This window comes from Nocardia seriolae NBRC 15557, assembly GCF_007990715.1.
Taxonomy (GTDB): Bacteria; Actinomycetota; Actinomycetes; order Mycobacteriales; family Mycobacteriaceae; genus Nocardia; species Nocardia seriolae.
On record NZ_BJWY01000008.1, the window covers coordinates 86,429 to 101,176 of the forward strand.

15 protein-coding genes are annotated in these 14,748 nt (G+C 67.7%); 11 read left to right on the forward strand and 4 right to left on the reverse strand.

Annotation, left to right across the window (positions count from 1 at the left end; genetic code table 11):
- Window positions 1-47 precede the first annotated feature (47 nt).
- From NS2_RS04410 to ileS, 5 genes are all read left to right on the forward strand, one after another.
- Window positions 48-845: a cell division protein SepF gene (locus NS2_RS04410; RefSeq protein ID WP_033085798.1), complete on the forward strand. Its 798-nt coding sequence runs from the start codon at window positions 48-50 to the stop codon at window positions 843-845.
- Window positions 846-1,123: 278 nt separating this feature from the next.
- A complete protein-coding gene (locus tag NS2_RS04415) occupies window positions 1,124-1,426 on the forward strand; it encodes a YggT family protein (protein WP_033085797.1) in 303 nt (100 codons plus the stop codon).
- A gap of 72 nt (window positions 1,427-1,498) precedes the next feature.
- A complete protein-coding gene (gene wag31 / locus NS2_RS04420; RefSeq protein ID WP_033085796.1) occupies window positions 1,499-2,329 on the forward strand; it encodes a DivIVA-like cell division protein Wag31 in 831 nt (276 codons plus the stop codon).
- A gap of 126 nt (window positions 2,330-2,455) precedes the next feature.
- A complete protein-coding gene (locus NS2_RS04425) occupies window positions 2,456-2,662 on the forward strand; it encodes a hypothetical protein (protein WP_033085857.1) in 207 nt (68 codons plus the stop codon).
- Between the two features lie 318 nt (window positions 2,663-2,980).
- The gene (gene ileS / locus NS2_RS04435; RefSeq protein ID WP_147207078.1) at window positions 2,981-6,160 is read left to right on the forward strand and encodes an isoleucine--tRNA ligase; all 3,180 of its coding nucleotides are present in this window, start codon (window positions 2,981-2,983) and stop codon (window positions 6,158-6,160) included.
- Between the two features lie 125 nt (window positions 6,161-6,285).
- On the opposite strand, the gene NS2_RS04440 is transcribed toward ileS, so the two are convergent.
- Window positions 6,286-6,864 carry a TetR/AcrR family transcriptional regulator gene (locus NS2_RS04440; RefSeq protein WP_033085794.1) on the reverse strand — a complete coding sequence of 193 codons (579 nt, stop codon included), beginning with the start codon at window positions 6,862-6,864 and terminating at the stop codon, window positions 6,286-6,288.
- A 130-nt stretch (window positions 6,865-6,994) separates the two neighbouring features.
- Between NS2_RS04440 and NS2_RS04445 the strand changes: the two genes are divergently transcribed.
- The 3 genes from NS2_RS04445 to NS2_RS04455 all read left to right on the forward strand — a co-directional run bounded on the left by NS2_RS04445 (window position 6,995) and on the right by NS2_RS04455 (window position 8,395).
- Window positions 6,995-7,267 carry a putative antibiotic biosynthesis monooxygenase gene (locus NS2_RS04445; RefSeq protein WP_033085793.1) on the forward strand — a complete coding sequence of 91 codons (273 nt, stop codon included), beginning with the start codon at window positions 6,995-6,997 and terminating at the stop codon, window positions 7,265-7,267.
- A 33-nt stretch (window positions 7,268-7,300) separates the two neighbouring features.
- The gene (locus NS2_RS04450; protein ID WP_033085792.1) at window positions 7,301-7,696 is read left to right on the forward strand and encodes a carboxymuconolactone decarboxylase family protein; all 396 of its coding nucleotides are present in this window, start codon (window positions 7,301-7,303) and stop codon (window positions 7,694-7,696) included.
- A gap of 216 nt (window positions 7,697-7,912) precedes the next feature.
- The gene (locus NS2_RS04455) at window positions 7,913-8,395 is read left to right on the forward strand and encodes an NlpC/P60 family protein (RefSeq protein ID WP_228102719.1); all 483 of its coding nucleotides are present in this window, start codon (window positions 7,913-7,915) and stop codon (window positions 8,393-8,395) included.
- A 6-nt stretch (window positions 8,396-8,401) separates the two neighbouring features.
- On the opposite strand, the gene NS2_RS04460 is transcribed toward NS2_RS04455, so the two are convergent.
- Window positions 8,402-8,815 (reverse strand): organic hydroperoxide resistance protein, encoded by a 414-nt coding sequence (locus NS2_RS04460; protein WP_033085790.1) that lies wholly within the window; start codon window positions 8,813-8,815, stop codon window positions 8,402-8,404.
- Window positions 8,816-8,921: 106 nt separating this feature from the next.
- Here NS2_RS04460 and NS2_RS04465 point away from each other — a divergent pair, with 106 nt between their 5' ends.
- Window positions 8,922-9,461: a TetR/AcrR family transcriptional regulator gene (locus NS2_RS04465; protein WP_033085789.1), complete on the forward strand. Its 540-nt coding sequence runs from the start codon at window positions 8,922-8,924 to the stop codon at window positions 9,459-9,461.
- Between the two features lie 1,102 nt (window positions 9,462-10,563).
- Window positions 10,564-11,007: a MarR family winged helix-turn-helix transcriptional regulator gene (locus NS2_RS04475; RefSeq protein ID WP_033085788.1), complete on the forward strand. Its 444-nt coding sequence runs from the start codon at window positions 10,564-10,566 to the stop codon at window positions 11,005-11,007.
- 26 nt (window positions 11,008-11,033) lie between these two features.
- On the opposite strand, the gene NS2_RS04480 is transcribed toward NS2_RS04475, so the two are convergent.
- Complete coding sequence (locus NS2_RS04480) at window positions 11,034-12,041, reverse strand: alpha/beta hydrolase (protein ID WP_033085787.1); 1,008 nt, start codon at window positions 12,039-12,041, stop codon at window positions 11,034-11,036.
- A gap of 233 nt (window positions 12,042-12,274) precedes the next feature.
- Window positions 12,275-13,159 carry a UTP--glucose-1-phosphate uridylyltransferase gene (locus NS2_RS04485; protein WP_033085786.1) on the reverse strand — a complete coding sequence of 295 codons (885 nt, stop codon included), beginning with the start codon at window positions 13,157-13,159 and terminating at the stop codon, window positions 12,275-12,277.
- A gap of 230 nt (window positions 13,160-13,389) precedes the next feature.
- Here NS2_RS04485 and NS2_RS04490 point away from each other — a divergent pair, with 230 nt between their 5' ends.
- Window positions 13,390-14,715 (forward strand): DNA polymerase IV, encoded by a 1,326-nt coding sequence (locus tag NS2_RS04490; RefSeq protein WP_081985642.1) that lies wholly within the window; start codon window positions 13,390-13,392, stop codon window positions 14,713-14,715.
- Window positions 14,716-14,748 lie beyond the last annotated feature (33 nt).

Consider the following 14,748-nt stretch of genomic DNA (forward strand, 5'->3'; position numbering starts at 1 on the left):
GCAGGACAACACCCCAGGCCAACCGGGGCCGAAGGAAGGTCGACCAGATGAGCACGCTGCACAAGTTCAAGGCGTACTTCGGGATGGTTCCGCTCGAGGATTACGAAGACGATTACGTCGACGACCGCGGAGCCGCCCGGAGCGCCGATGAGCGTGGCCAGCGTCGCCCCCGTGCCTACGGGGAACGGGAGCGCGACTACGACCGGTACTCCGAGCGTGACTACGACGACGAGCCCGGTTACGAGCCGTCGTACAAGGCTCCCTACAAGCCGGCCTACAGCGCGTCGCGCCGCGACGACTACGCCGACGACGTCCGCGAGCGCGACCACCGCGACCGCTACGACGCCGACGACCGTTACGAGCCGCCGCGCCGTCCCACCCGCATCGACACCGCCCCCTCCAGCCGCACCCGGTCCGTGGGCGGCAGCGCGCCCATGGTGCGCGGCAGCACCCGCGGCGCGCTCGCGATGGATACCGACGCGGAGCGTCGCATTGAGGAGCTGCGGGAGCAGGAGCGCCGGATCGAGGCGGCCCGCCGTCCCCAGATCTTCGAGGACGGAGGCACCTTGTCCAAGATCACCACGTTGCGCCCGCGCACCTATGCGGAGGCCGCCATCATCGGCGAGCGCTTCCGCGACGGCACCCCGGTGATCATGGACCTGGTCGAGATGAGCAACTCCGACGCGCGTCGCCTGGTCGACTTCGCGGCGGGTCTGGCCTTCGCACTGCGCGGTTCGTTCGACAAGGTCGCCACCAAGGTGTTCCTGCTGTCGCCCGCCGACGTGGACGTCTCCGCGGAAGAGCGCCGCCGCATCGCCGAAAACGGCTTCTACAACCAGAAATAACGAGCTGCCGTCAGCTGTGGGGAAGCAGCGGCGGCGGCCGGGAGTCGGCGTTCGCGCCAAAGCTTAACGGCGGCAACGAATTGCGTTGCGTCTACGGGGGTTGCGACAAAGTCGCGGGGGAATCGCGGGGGAGTCTTGTGCCCGACTTGCCGGGTATTCGGGTGCCACAGTCTGTGTCGGCGGGGTCGGCACGCGGTCATGCGGCAACGGTCCAGCTGTGACCGGGGCGATCAGTGTTTCTATTTTGCCGATCATGGTTTCTGAGGCAGAGTGGTCGGGTGGCCCTGTTCCCCGTGCTGAACCTGCTGCTGTTCCTCTTCTGGCTGCTGCTGATCAGCCGAATCATCGTCGAGTTCATCCGCAGCTTCGCGCGCGACTGGCGGCCGAGGGGCTTCGTCGTGGTCATCCTGGAGGTGATCTTCACGGTCACCGACCCCCCGGTGAAACTTCTGAGGCGTTTGATACCCCCAGTGAATCTTGGGGGAATTCGGCTCGATCTGTCCATTATGGTCCTGCTTTTCATCGTGTTCATCTTGATGACGATCACGGGCCAGGCAGGGCAGTCGATAGCTCAGGTGTGACAGAATGGGCCGAAAGAAAGCTTGCCCAGATCTACCGCTAGATCTCCATACGAAGCGTGAAGGGATCGTTCCATGCCGCTGACCCCCGCCGATGTTCATAACGTCGCGTTCAGCAAACCGCCGATCGGGAAGCGCGGATACAACGAGGACGAAGTCGATGCCTTCCTCGACCTCGTCGAGCAGGAGCTCTCACGCCTCATCGAGGAGAACGCAGATCTTCGCCAGCGCGTTGCCGAGTTGGACGCGGAACTGGCTGACGCCAAGAAGAATCGGGGCCCCGCGGTCCAGACCGTGAAGGCGCCGGTCGCGCCGGAGCCCATCAAGGCCGCTCCGCCCGTGCCCCCGGCCCCGATGCCGGCCCCGGCCCCCGTGGCCCCCGTCAAGCAGGACGCCCCCTCCGCGGACGCGAATCTGCAGGCCGCCAAGGTGCTTTCGCTGGCCCAGGAGATGGCCGACCGCCTCACCTCCGATGCCAAGACCGAGGCCGAGCAGCTGCTGGCCAACGCCAGAGCCAATTCGGAGCGCCTGGTCAGCGATGCGCGGACCCGCTCCGAAGCCATGATCGCCGACGCCCGCCAGAAGGCCGAGGCCATGCTGTCCGACGCGCAGACCCGCTCGGATTCCCAGCTGCGCCAGGCCAAGGAGAAGGCCGACGCCCTGCAGGCCGACGCCGAGCGCAAGCACACCGAGATCATGGCCACCATCACCCAGCAGCGCAGCGTGCTGGAGAGCCGCATCGAGCAGCTCAAGACCTTCGAGCGCGAATACCGCGTGCGCCTGAAGTCCTACCTGGAGTCGCAGCTGGAGGAGCTGGAGAACCGTGGTTCGGCGGTCCCGGTCGACGGCGGCGAGTTCGGTGCCGACGCGTCGGGCAACGGCGCACTTCTCAAGGGCGGCAAGTAGAGTCGCTAATACGGCCAGCGATGTTGTACCGGGCCGGGTGAATCCCGGGACGGTGCGGCGTCGTCGCCAACCTTTCGAGTCCTCCGATGGCGCCCGCCATCGAAGCCCAGCGAGGGGGTGGTGTACTTGCTCGTGGTGACGCTCGCGCTCGCCGCCGTGGGTTTCGGCCTGCTGGTGACCGCACTGACCACCGGTTCGGTGATCTGGGCATGGGGCTGCATCATCGTGTGCGTGATCGGCGCGGTGCTGCTGCTCGTCAGTGCGTTGTCGCTGCGGACCGAGAACGACGAGGAAGCCTCGTCGCACCCGGGTGGCAGACACGCGAAGCACTAGCCAGACGTGCTGGGGCGGGTCGGCGGAATAACCGCTGGACCCGCCCCGCTAGTATGTAGACAGCAATACGGCGTCGATCCGGCCATCACCGGGGAGTCTTCGGAAGAACGGCGAGCGTGCCTTCGGCAGCATGGGCATGGCTCGCTCAGTAGAACCGAACGGGTGAGCCCGTCACAGCTCGCAACGAGAGGCTCGGTCCTGCAAGGGTTTTCGTGATCCACGGGTCGGGCAAGCGGGGTGGTACCGCGGTTACGACGCACCTGGCGTCGCCATCGTCCCCGTGCCCACAGTGCTGGCACGAGGAGCTGAGAGGCCGCGATGGCGGACGAGACCACCACCCGAAACGCATACCCCCGGGTCGACCTGAGCCGGACCAGCGGTCAGGTGTCCTTCCCTGAGCTGGAGCAGCGGGTCCTCGACTACTGGGCCGCCGACGACACCTTCCGCGCCAGCATCGAGAACCGTTCCGATGCAGAGGAATTCGTCTTCTACGACGGCCCGCCCTTCGCCAATGGGTTGCCGCACTACGGCCATCTGCTGACCGGATACGTCAAGGATTTGATCCCGCGATTCCAAACCATGCGCGGGAAGAAGGTGGAACGACGATTCGGTTGGGATACTCACGGGCTGCCCGCGGAAATCGAAGCCGAGAAGCAGCTCGGTATCACGGAAAAATCACAGATCGATGCCATGGGGCTCGGGGAATTCAATGCCGCGTGCAAATCCTCGGTGCTCCGCTACACCAACGAGTGGCGTAACTATGTGACACGCCAGGCGCGCTGGGTTGACTTCGACAACGACTACAAAACCCTCGACCTCGACTTCATGGAATCGGTCATGTGGGCGTTCAAGTCGCTGTACGACAAGGGCCTGATCTATCAGGGCTTCCGGGTGCTGCCCTACAGCTGGTACGAGCAGACGCCGCTGTCCAACCAGGAGGCGCGCCTGGACGACTCCTACCGGATGCGCCAGGATCCGGCCGTCACCGTGGACATGGTACTCCAGGTTCCGGCCGACCACCCGCTGTACGCCCTGAACGGTGCGAACGCCCTGATCTGGACCACCACGCCCTGGACCCTGCCGTCCAACCTCGCCATCGCCGTGCACCCGGACGTGACCTACGCCCACGTCGAGGGCAAGGACGGCAAGCGGTACGTGCTTGCCGCCGAGCGGGTCTCGCACTACACGCGCGAGTTCGGCGAAGAGCCGACCGTGCTGTCCGAGCATTCGGGCGCGGCCCTCGAGGGCCTGCACTACCTGCCGCCGTTCGACTTCTTCCTGGGCCACCCGCGCGCGCACCGCGTGCTCAACGCCGACTACGTGACCACCGACTCCGGCACCGGCATCGTGCATCTCGCGCCCGCCTTCGGTGAGGAGGACATGGATGTCGCCTCCGCCAACGGGATCGACATCGTGCCGCCCCTCGACGCGGGCGGCAAGTTCACCTCCATGGTGCCGCCTTACGAGGGCCTCATGGTCTTCGACGCCAACCCGGTCATCATCAAGGACCTCAAGGCCGCCGGAAAGTTGCTGCGGCACGAGACCATCGAGCACTCCTACCCGCACTCGTGGCGTTCGGGCCAGCCGCTGATCTACATGGCCGTGCCGTCCTGGTTCGTGGCGGTCACCAAGTTCCGCGACCGCATGGTGGAGCTCAACAAGGAGATCACCTGGGTCCCCGAGCACATCCGCGACGGCCAGTTCGGCAAGTGGCTGGAGAACGCGCGCGACTGGAACATCAGCCGCAACCGGTACTGGGGCGCGCCCATCCCGGTGTGGGTCTCCGACGATCCGGCCTACCCGCGCGTGGACGTGTACGGCTCCCTGGACGCGCTCGAGCGTGACTTCGGCGTGCGCCCGGACGACCTGCACCGGCCCATGATCGACGAGCTGGTGCGGCCGAATCCCGATGACCCGACCGGGAAGTCGATGATGCGGCGCACGCCCGAGGTGCTCGACTGCTGGTTCGAGTCCGGGTCCATGCCGTACGCGCAGGTGCACTACCCCTTCGAGAACAAGGAGTGGTTCGAGGGCACCTCGACGGAGTCGACTGACGGCACCGCCGTCGCCGCGCCGCACAGCCCCGGCGATTTCATCGTCGAGTACAACGGCCAGACCCGCGGCTGGTTCTACAACCTGCACGTGCTCTCGACCGCGCTGTTCGACCGCCCGGCGTTCAAGTCCGTTGTGGCGCACGGCATCGTGCTCGGCGACGACGGCCTCAAGATGTCCAAGTCCAAGGGCAACTACCCGGACGTCAACGAGGTCTTCGACCGCGACGGCTCCGACGCCATGCGCTGGTTCCTGATGGCGTCCCCGGTGCTGCGCGGCGGCAACCTCATCGTCACCGAGCGCGGCATCCGCGAGGGTGTCGGCCAGGCGCTGCGCCCGCTGTGGAACGCGTGGACCTTCCTGCAGCTCTACGCCACCGAGCCGGGCACCTGGCGCACCGACTCGAAGAACGTGCTGGACCAGTACATCCTGGCCAAGCTCGCGCAGACCCGCGACGTCATGACCGACGCGCTCGAGGTCTACGACATCGCCACCGCCTGCGACGAGCTGCGCACCTTCGCCGACGCGCTCACCAATTGGTATGTGCGCCGGTCGCGTTCGCGCTTCTGGGAAGAGGACCGCGACGCCATCGACACCCTCCACACGGTGCTCGAGGTGACCACCCGGCTGGCCGCGCCGCTGCTGCCGCTGCTGTCCGAGGTCATCTACCGCGGCCTCACCGGTGAGCGGTCGGTGCACCTGACCGACTGGCCGAAGGCCGACGAGCTGCCGCACGACGCCGCGCTGGTGTCGGCCATGGACGAGGTGCGCACGGTCTGCTCCACGGTGCTGAGCCTGCGCAAGGCCCAGAATCTGCGGGTGCGCCTGCCGCTTTCGGAGGTCACCGTGGCCGCCGCCGACGCGGAGAGCCTGCGGCCCTTCGTGGATCTGATCGCCGACGAGGTGAACGTCAAGCGCGTCGACCTCACCACCGATGTGGCCTCCCACGGCCGCTTCGAGCTGGTGGTGAACGCGCGTGCGGCGGGTCCGCGCATCGGCAAGGACGTACAGACGGTGATCAAGGCCGTCAAGGCGGGGGAGTGGCGCGAGGCCGCCGACGGCACCGTCACCGCCGCCGGAATCGCGCTGCTGCCCGAGGAGTACACCCAGCGCCTGGTCGCCGCCGAGCCCGAGTCCACCGCCGCCCTGCCCGGCAATGCCGGTCTGGTGGTGCTGAATTCGGTGGTCACCGAGGAGCTCGAGGCCGAGGGCTGGGCCCGCGACCTCATCCGCGACCTCCAGGAGACCCGCAAGTCCCTGGGCCTGGACGTCTCCGACCGCATCACCGTGGTCCTCGAGGTCCCGGCCGAGCGGCTGGGCTGGGCCGAGACGCACCGCGACCTGATCGCGGGCGAGATCCTCGCCACCGCACTGACTTTCGGTGCGGCGGGCGCGGAGTCCGCCGAGATCGTCGGTGGCGTGAAGGTCTCGATCGTCAAGGCATAGTCGAATCTCTTTCGATTCCCGTGCCCCGCTGCTGGAGCAGCGGGGCACGGAGCGAGAAGGTTTGCAGCCTTGTCGAAGTGGCGGGGGCGGAACCGAATCGGGTCCGCCCCTTTTCTTTTGCCCGGTCAGGGGCGCGGGCGCAGCCCGTCGAGGATGGAATCCACCAGGCTCGGAGCGTCGAGGACATCGCCCGCGCCCAGCAGGAACCTCAGGTAGACCGGTCCGTAGAGCATGTTCGTCATCACCAGCGGCGTCAGATCGTCGCGAATCTGCCCGGCCGCGATGGCCTTCTCGAGGCGGCGGGCTCCGGCGGTCGCGCGCGGCTCGACGAAGGTGTCGCGGATCATCTGCATGAGCTTCGGGTCGTGCTGGGCCTCGGCGATGACGCCGCGGTAGACGCAGCCGACATCGCCCGCAAACATCCGCGATAGCCCGGTGACCTGGGCTTTCAAATCGGCGGCGATATCCCCGGTGTCGGGAAAGTCGGTGGCCGAACCGATCTGGTCATTGATGGCCTCCAGCGCGATCGCGCCCTTGGAGGGCCACCACCGGTAGATGGTCTGCTTGCCCACCCCGGCCTTGGCCGCGATGGCCTCGATGGAGAGCTTGCCGTAGCCCTTGCTCACCGCGAGCTCGAAGGTGGCGTCCAGGATCGCCTGATGGGACTTGGCGCTGCGCAGTTCGGGATTCGGGGGCGGTGGCATGCGTCGATGATACCCCCAAACGAGACGGAACGTCTCGTCTTGACAAGTGATCGCCGGGCGCATAACTTACATTCATGAGACGAGACGGACCGTCTCGCCGAATTGGGAACACGGTCGCTAGGAGCGAACAATGACCACCCTCACCACCACCCCCGCCGTTACCGCGAATGTCGCCGCCCCCGTGGCGGTTCCGTCGGTGCACCGGCGCGCCGTCATCACCTGGCTGGCCGTGTACCCGACCATCACCCTCGCTCTGGCCCTGCTCGGCCCGCTGATGACCGGCCTGCCGCTGATGGCCCGCACCCTGGTCCTCACCGCGGTCGTGGTGCCCGCCACGGCCTACCTCCTCGTCCCCATGCTGATGAAGGCCAACCACCACCTGACCCTGCGCCTGCACCGCTGACCCGCCATCCGCGACGAAACAGAAAGAGACGCAATGACTTCCCTCGACACCACCGCCGACCGCTTCGAACGCGGCCTCGCCGTCCTCGACGAGATCAGCGGCCCGGGCGGCCGCGCGGTGGTCGACCGGCTGGCCGACATCGCCCCGGACCTCGGCCGCTACGTCGTCGAATTCGGCTACGGCGACATCTACTCCCGGCCCGGACTCACGATCCAGCAGCGTCAGCTCGTCACCATCGCCGCCCTGGCCGCGCTCGGCACGGCCGCGCCGCAGCTGCGCTTCCATATCGACGCCGCGCGGAATGTCGGCGTCACGCAGACCGAGATCGCCGAGGCGCTGATCCAGATCGCCGCGTACGCGGGCTTCCCGGCGTCGATCAATGGCGTGGCGGCCCTGCGTGAGGTGCTCGACCAGCGCGCGGCCGAATAGCCCGACCGGGGGTTTTCCGGATTCGGGTGATGCGGGTCTCGAGACACGCGGGTGGTGGTTCTCTTGTGACGTGTGTTGCGCGTGCGATACAACGGCTATTGGCTAGCAAATGATCTTTTGATGCAGCAGTTCCCGCGGTATCGCCGATGAAGGGGCGCGCACATGGCTCGAAGCATGCTAGGCAGGCTCAGAATCTTTGGTTCGACAACCGCTTTAATGATTGCTATTGGTGCGCTGTGGGCGGGGATGGCCCACGCGGACACCGGCTCCGCGTCCGGGTCCTCCTCCGGCAGCGGCACCGGTTCGTTCTCCGGAAGCGCCAGCGGCTCGGCGCAATTGCCGATCGCCAGTCCGCGGGCCATGGCCGCGCTGGCGCTGGCGGGGACGCAGACCGGCAAGCCCTATGAGTGGGGCGGGACGGGGCCGGATGCCTGGGACTGCTCGGGGTTGGTGCAGTGGGCCTTCCGCGGTGTCGGCATCGATCTGCCGCGCACCACGTGGCAGCAGGCCGAGGCCGGGCTCGAAGTGCCGTTCGGCGCACTGCAACCCGGTGATGTGGTCATTCTCAACGATGACGCCTCCCATGAAGGCATCTACGCGGGAGGCGGCAATGTGTTGAACGCGTACGACTGGGGTGTGCCCGTCGGGCTGACTCCGCTGAGTCGGTTCGACGTCTACGCCATTCGCCGCTTCTTCTGAATCCGCTTACTCGACAACGAGTTCCGCGGGGATGTTGCCGCGGGTGGCCTTGGAGTACGGGCACACCTGGTGGGCGGCCTCGACGAGCTCGCGGCCCTTCTCGTTCTGCAGTTCCTCGGGCAGCTCGACGCGCAGCACGACGGAGATGCCGAAGCCGGTCTCCTCGTCCTTGTTCAGGCTGACAGCGGCGGTCACCGAGGCGTCGCCGAGGGCGATGCCCTGGTTGCGGGCCACGACCTGCAGCGCGCCGGCGAAGCAGGCCGAGTAGCCCACCGCGAACAGCTGCTCGGGGTTGGTGCCGTCACCGCTGCCGCCGGCCTCCTTGGGCTGGGCCAGCTTCAGGTCGAGGTAACCGTCGGAGCTGACCGAGCGGCCCTCGCGGCCGACGGAGGTAGCGGACGAGGTGAAGAGCTCAGCCATTTCGAATCTCCCTAGACAGACTTGTCTGTTCAGACGCGACCCAGAGTAGACAGGTCTGTCTGCTATCGTCAACACCGAAGATCCGATCAGGGGAAGGAGAGCAGCCATGAGTGAGGCCCGTGATCGCCTGCTGGACACCGCGACTCGGCTGTTCTACGCCGAGGGCATCCACACCGTCGGCATCGACCGCATCATCGCCGAGGCCGGGATCGCCAAGGCCACTTTCTATCGGCACTTCAGGACCAAGGAGGACCTGGTCGTCGCGTATCTGGTGCGTGAATACGCCCGGCAGCGCGAGATTCTGGAGGCCATTCCCGGGTCGGGCGCCGACTCCATCGTGGGGATTTTCGACCGCCTGGGCGAGCTCAGCTGCGGGCCGGGGTTCCGGGGGTGCCCGTTCCTCAACGCGGCCGTGGAGTTTCCGAACCCCGACCATGCCGTGCGCAAGGTGGTCGACGACTACCGCGGGTGGTTCCGGGAGCTCATGGCCGACCGGCTGCGCGCCGCCGGATACTCCGATGTCGACGACGCGTCGCGGGTGTTGCTGATGACTCGCGACGGCGTAGCCATCAGCGGGGGAGTGGGAGACAACGAGACGGTCCGGGTGGGTATCCGGACCGCCCTGTCGCAGTTGGGTATTCGGTAGCCCGTCAGACGCCGACGGACTCCTCCATCTCCTCCTCTGCCGGTTCCGTGGCCTCCGCGGTCGCGGCGTGGCGCGGCCCGAGTTCGGCTGCGGCCCGGCGCTTCTCGGTCAGCGCCGCCACGGCCATGAGCGCCAGGCCCGCGGCGAACCAGAGCACCAGGCTCGCGATGCGGCCGCCGAACCGCGCTGTCGAAGTACAGCAGGCTGCGCGCGCCCTCGACGAAGCCCGCGCCGTTCCAGAAGTCGTGCAGCGTCCCGAAGAAATCGTTCTGCAGCCACGGGCTGTAGACGCCGCCGGAGCTGGTGAAGTTCAGCATGACGAACAGCACCATCATGGCCAGGGTGGTCCAGCGCGCCAGGAAGGTGTGCAGGCCGATGCCGATGGCCAGGATGCCCGCCGAGTACAGCCAGGACATGGCCCAGACCGCGCCCGCGTCATGGTCGACCACGTGGAAGACCGGACTCGACAACGCCAGTCCGATCAGGCTCACCAGCAGCGAGGTGACCAGGCCGAACAGGCCGCGAATCCACATCGGCAGGCCCGCGCCCGCCGCGCCGATGGCGGCCACGCTGCCGTAGGAGCCGATGCTCAGCGTGACCAGCAGGAAGAAGATGCCCTGCGCGGTGGGGTCGCCGGAGCTGGGGGTGGTCACGTCGGTGATGGTCATCGGCGTGTTCTGCACGGCCGCGACCTGTCCGAAGACGGCCTCGGCGGCCATCGCCGTGGTGTCGGATCCGGCCTTGGCGACCAATAATTCGGGCTTCTGTGGGTCGGGCACGTACGCCCCCGCGAGATCCCGGTGCCGCAGCTGGCCGACCGCGTCGTCGCGGGTGGGCACGGTGATCACGTCGAGGGCATTGCCGCCCTTGTCCTTCATGGTCTGGGCCAGCACCTTGACCTGCGGGCTGTCGCCGACGATGGCCACCGCGAGGTGATTGGGCTCGGGCTGGTGGAACGCGCCCAGGTAGGCCAGGCCCATGCCGAGGCACATGAGCAGCGGGGTCAGCAGGTGCAGGGCGACATGCCGGATCTGGTGGGAGGCCATGGGATTCTTCTCCAATAGTTGGTAAATACAACCAAGCGAGGTTGTAGTCTACAACCATGAGTGGAGATCCGGCATTCCCCGGCCGTGCCGATGCGATCGAGGTCATACAGCGCGAGCTCACCGCCTTCGCCCGCCGCGCCCGCGGGCGGGCCGGTGAACTGCACCCGGAACTGTCGCTGGTGGCGTCGAGCGTGCTGGACCTGGTCATCGAGCGGGACGGCTGCCTGGCCGCCGATCTGGCCGGGCACTTCCACCTGGACAAGTCCACGGTCAGCCGCCAGGTGGCCGCGCTGGAGCGGGACGGGTATCTGGCGCGCGAGGTGGACCCGGCCAAGCGGCGCAATCTGATCCTGCGCGCGACGCCCGAGGGCCGGCGCGTGGCCCGCGCCGCCGCCCGCTCGCGCGCGGACGCCTTCACCGAACGGTTCCGGGACTGGGACGACGGCGACGTCGAGCGGCTGGCCGAATATCTGGTGCGCTACAACGCCGCGGACGAGTGAGAGCCGGTGCTGAACGAGCCCGGGGCTCAGGGGTTTTCGGGGAGGTTCAGGCCCTTGGCGAGTACCGGCCACGAGGAGCGCAGGGCGTCCTGCCAGTAGCCCCAGGAGTGGGTGCCGGGCTTGGCGATATCGCAGGTGGCCGGAATCTCCAGCTGTTGCAGGCGCACCTTGAGGTTGCGGGCGCACCAGTCGCTGGCCGCCTCCAGGATGCCGCCGACCAGGATCTGTTGCGGCAGACCGCCGTCCGCGGGGCCGAGACTGCGCACATCGGAGATATTGTCGTGGCGTCCGGGCAGGCCGCTGCCGTTGGAGACGTAGAGGCCCAGCCCGCGCAGGGCCTCGGCGTGCACGTAGGGATCGTTCTCGGCCCACTGCGGATCGTCGCTGGGGCCGTACATGTTCACCGGATTGCCGCCGCCGATGGAGATCACCAGGTCGGCGAACTTCTGTCCGATCGGGTCGCTGATCTGTGCGCAGCCGCTGTAGGCGGCCACCGCGGTGTACAGCCCGGGCGCGGCGATCGGCAATTGCAGCACCGAGGTGCCCGACATGGACATGCCCGCGATGGCGTGAATACCGTTGGTATCCAGGGCCGCATCGATGAGCGGGGGCAGCTCGTCGGTGAGGAAGGTCTTCCAGCGCGGCAGGCCCAGCCTGGGATCCGGTGTGCGCCAGTCGGTGTAGTAGGTGAACGCGCCGCCGATCGGCATCACCACGTTCACGTTCTTGTCCTCGAAGAACTCCGTGGAGTCGGTATTGCGCTTCCAGGTGGCCGTATCCTGGCCGCCCCCGGCGCCATTGAGCAGGTACAGCACCGGGCGGGGCACGGAGGTGTCGGCGGGGCGCTGCACCTCGACGGTGACATCGCTGTCCATGGCCGCCGAATGCACGTGCAGCGTCAGATTGCGGGAGTCGTGGATCTCGTAGGACTTGATGGTGGATCCGTCGTCGGAGACCGGGGTGTCGGCCAGCGTCGCGGTGCTGGTGATCGGATCGGGTGGGGCCGCGTCGGCCGGTGCGGGGGTCACGGCCATCGTGAACGTAGTGACAAGGGAACAACTTGCCGCCGCGAGCAGTGCCGCCCGGGTGCCCAATCCGTCTAGCAAAACCGACCTTCGATCCAGAGGTGCCCGACCCGAATGCATGATCGCCGAAAAGCGCCCCCATGTTTCGGGTTTCGACAAGATTGGGTCTGGCGTGCTTGTGGCGCAAGGCACTTGTGTGCCGATCGATGCGCCGACCTCGAAGGTTGTGACTTGTCAGCGGGTCACGGCTGCTCGGTGACGAGTTGCCGCAACAGCGGACCGTACTCCGGATGCGCCAGCGCCGAGGCGAATTGGGCGGTCAGATAGTCGGCGGGATTGCCGGTGTCGTACCAGCGGCCGCGAATCACCTGGCCGTACACCGGGTTCGCGGCGGCGAAGATATTGATCGCATCGGTCAGGTAGACCTCGCCGGTGCGGTGGGTGTACCACTCGTCGACCTGCCTGCGCAGTTCGGCGATGATGCCGGGGGTCACCACGTAGCCGCCGATGGCCGCGAACGACGACGGCGCGTCGGCGGGCTTGGGCTTCTCCTTGAGGCCGCTGATCCGCATCAGGCCCTCGCCCACGGTCTCCTCCACGACCGGCACGCCGTAGCGCTGCGATTCGGACGGATTCATCGGCATGAGCGCCAGCACCGGCGCGCCGGTCTTCTCGTAGGCGTCGACCAGCTGCTGGGCGCGCGGCACCTCGGCGACGAAGACGTCGTCGGGCCACAGCACCAGCATGGGCTCGTCGCCCAGGTGGCGGGCGGCGTTCAGCACGGGCGTGCCATTGCCGTAGGGGCCGTGCTGGTCCAGGTAGGTGATGTGGCCGGCGCGGCTGAGTTCGCCGACCTCCTCGACGGCGTCGGCGTAGGCCGCCTTGCCGTCGGCGCGCAGCTGTGCGACCAGGGCCGGGTTGGGGCGGAAGTGGTCCTGGATCAAGGACTTTCCACCGCTGACCACGATGGTGATGTCGGTGACGCCCGAGGCCACGAGTTCGCGGACGGTGTGTTCGATGACCGGCTTGTCGCCCACCGGGAGCATTTCCTTGGGGATCGCCTTGGTCAACGGCAGCAGCCGTGAGCCGATGCCGGCGGCGGGAATCACGGCCTTGCGAATCGTCATGGCTCGATCATCACACACGCCACGGCACGTACCTGTCGGTAGCCGGGCGTAAATTTCCCGTTGTGAACACCTCCGCCGCTGCCGCCAACCGGGACATTGTGCCTGGTGGGGGCGGTGGTTCGGGGTTGGCGAGGCGGGGCGTGGGATTGGGCACACCGGCAGCGGATTCACGGCAAACCGACAGCCGGGCCCGAGTTTCGGGACAGCGTCGGTGGGTGCTGCACATAGACATGGACGCCTTCTTCGCTTCGGTCGAGCAGCTCACCCGGCCGACGCTGCGTGGGCGGCCGGTGCTGGTGGGCGGCATGGGCGGGCGCGGGGTGGTGGCGGGGGCCAGCTACGAGGCGCGGGTGTTCGGGGCGCGTTCGGCCATGCCCATGCATCAGGCGCGGCGGCTGGTCGGGATGTCCGCGGTGGTGATTCCGCCGCGTGGGGCGGTATACGGCGAGCTCAGCGGGCAGGTGTTCGACACCCTGCGGTCGCGGATCCCGGTGCTGGAGACGCTGTCGTTCGACGAGGCGTTCGGGGAACCGGCGGAACTGGCGGGCGCGACACCGGCGCGGGTGGCCGAGTTCTGTGAGGAGTTGCGGGCGGCGGTGCGGGAGCGCACCGGGCTGGTGGCCTCGGTCGGGGCGGGCAGCGGCAAGCAGCTCGCCAAGATCGCCTCCGGGCTGGCCAAACCCGATGGGGTACGGGTGATTTCGGCCGCCGAGCAGGACCGGTTCCTGTCCGCGCTGCCGGTCCGCAAACTCTGGGGAATCGGGCCGGTCGCCGAAAGCCGTTTGCGCTCACTGGGAATCGAGACGGTGGGGGCGCTGGCCGCGCTGCCCGAGACCGAGGCGTCCTCGATCCTGGGCGGCAGTATCGGGGTGGCGCTGCACCGGCTGGCGCGCGGCATCGACGACCGGCCGGTGGCCGAGCGGGCCGAGGCCAAGCAGATCAGTGCCGAAACCACCTATGAGACCGACATTCTCAACCTCGCCCAGTTGCGGCCCGCCATCGACGCCATGGCGGTCTCGGCGCACCGGCGGCTGACCGCCGACGGGCGGGCCGCGCGCACGGTGGTGCTCAAGCTCAAGAAGACCGATATGAGCATCGTGACCCGCTCGTCCACGCTGCCGTATGCCACCGAGGATCTCACCACGCTGACCGCCGCGGCTCAGCGCTCCGCGCTGGATCCGGCCGAGATCGGGCCGATTCGCCTGGTGGGCGTGGGTTTTGCCGGGTTGTCGGAGATCCGCCAGGAATCGCTGTTCCCCGAACTCGACCAGACCGTCGACCCGGGCGGCGCGGTGTCGGAGGAACCCGCTCTCGCGCTACCGGAGAGCCCGGATCCGGTGGTGCCGCCCGCAACTCGCTCCTATGCGGTCGGAATCTGGTATCCCGGGCTCGATGTCGAACACCCCGAATTCGGGCACGGCTGGGTGCAGGGCGCGGGGCACGGCGTGGTGACCGTCAGGTTCGAAACCCGTTCGACCGGACCGGGTCCGGCGCGCACCTTCGCCGCCGAGGATCCGGATCTGCGGCGCGGGGACCCGCTCGACAGCCTGCGGTGATGCGGGTAAGGCATATTTGCGCGAATTATGAGG

What these genes read in the sequence shown, in the direction of transcription:
- NS2_RS04475 (WP_033085788.1), top strand. Translation starts at nt 10,564, where the DNA reads ATGAGTGGAGATCCGGCATTCCCCGGCCGTGCCGATGCGATCGAGGTC.
- NS2_RS04490 (WP_081985642.1), top strand. Translation starts at nt 13,390, where the DNA reads ATGGACGCCTTCTTCGCTTCGGTCGAGCAGCTCACCCGGCCGACGCTG.
- NS2_RS04480 (WP_033085787.1), bottom strand. Translation starts at nt 12,041, where the DNA reads ATGGCCGTGACCCCCGCACCGGCCGACGCGGCCCCACCCGATCCGATC.
- NS2_RS04455 (WP_228102719.1), top strand. Translation starts at nt 7,913, where the DNA reads ATGATTGCTATTGGTGCGCTGTGGGCGGGGATGGCCCACGCGGACACC.
- NS2_RS04485 (WP_033085786.1), bottom strand. Translation starts at nt 13,159, where the DNA reads ATGACGATTCGCAAGGCCGTGATTCCCGCCGCCGGCATCGGCTCACGG.
- NS2_RS04450 (WP_033085792.1), top strand. Translation starts at nt 7,301, where the DNA reads ATGACTTCCCTCGACACCACCGCCGACCGCTTCGAACGCGGCCTCGCC.
- NS2_RS04440 (WP_033085794.1), bottom strand. Translation starts at nt 6,864, where the DNA reads ATGCCACCGCCCCCGAATCCCGAACTGCGCAGCGCCAAGTCCCATCAG.
- ileS (WP_147207078.1), top strand. Translation starts at nt 2,981, where the DNA reads ATGGCGGACGAGACCACCACCCGAAACGCATACCCCCGGGTCGACCTG.
- NS2_RS04410 (WP_033085798.1), top strand. Translation starts at nt 48, where the DNA reads ATGAGCACGCTGCACAAGTTCAAGGCGTACTTCGGGATGGTTCCGCTC.
- wag31 (WP_033085796.1), top strand. Translation starts at nt 1,499, where the DNA reads ATGCCGCTGACCCCCGCCGATGTTCATAACGTCGCGTTCAGCAAACCG.
- NS2_RS04465 (WP_033085789.1), top strand. Translation starts at nt 8,922, where the DNA reads ATGAGTGAGGCCCGTGATCGCCTGCTGGACACCGCGACTCGGCTGTTC.
- NS2_RS04460 (WP_033085790.1), bottom strand. Translation starts at nt 8,815, where the DNA reads ATGGCTGAGCTCTTCACCTCGTCCGCTACCTCCGTCGGCCGCGAGGGC.
- NS2_RS04445 (WP_033085793.1), top strand. Translation starts at nt 6,995, where the DNA reads ATGACCACCCTCACCACCACCCCCGCCGTTACCGCGAATGTCGCCGCC.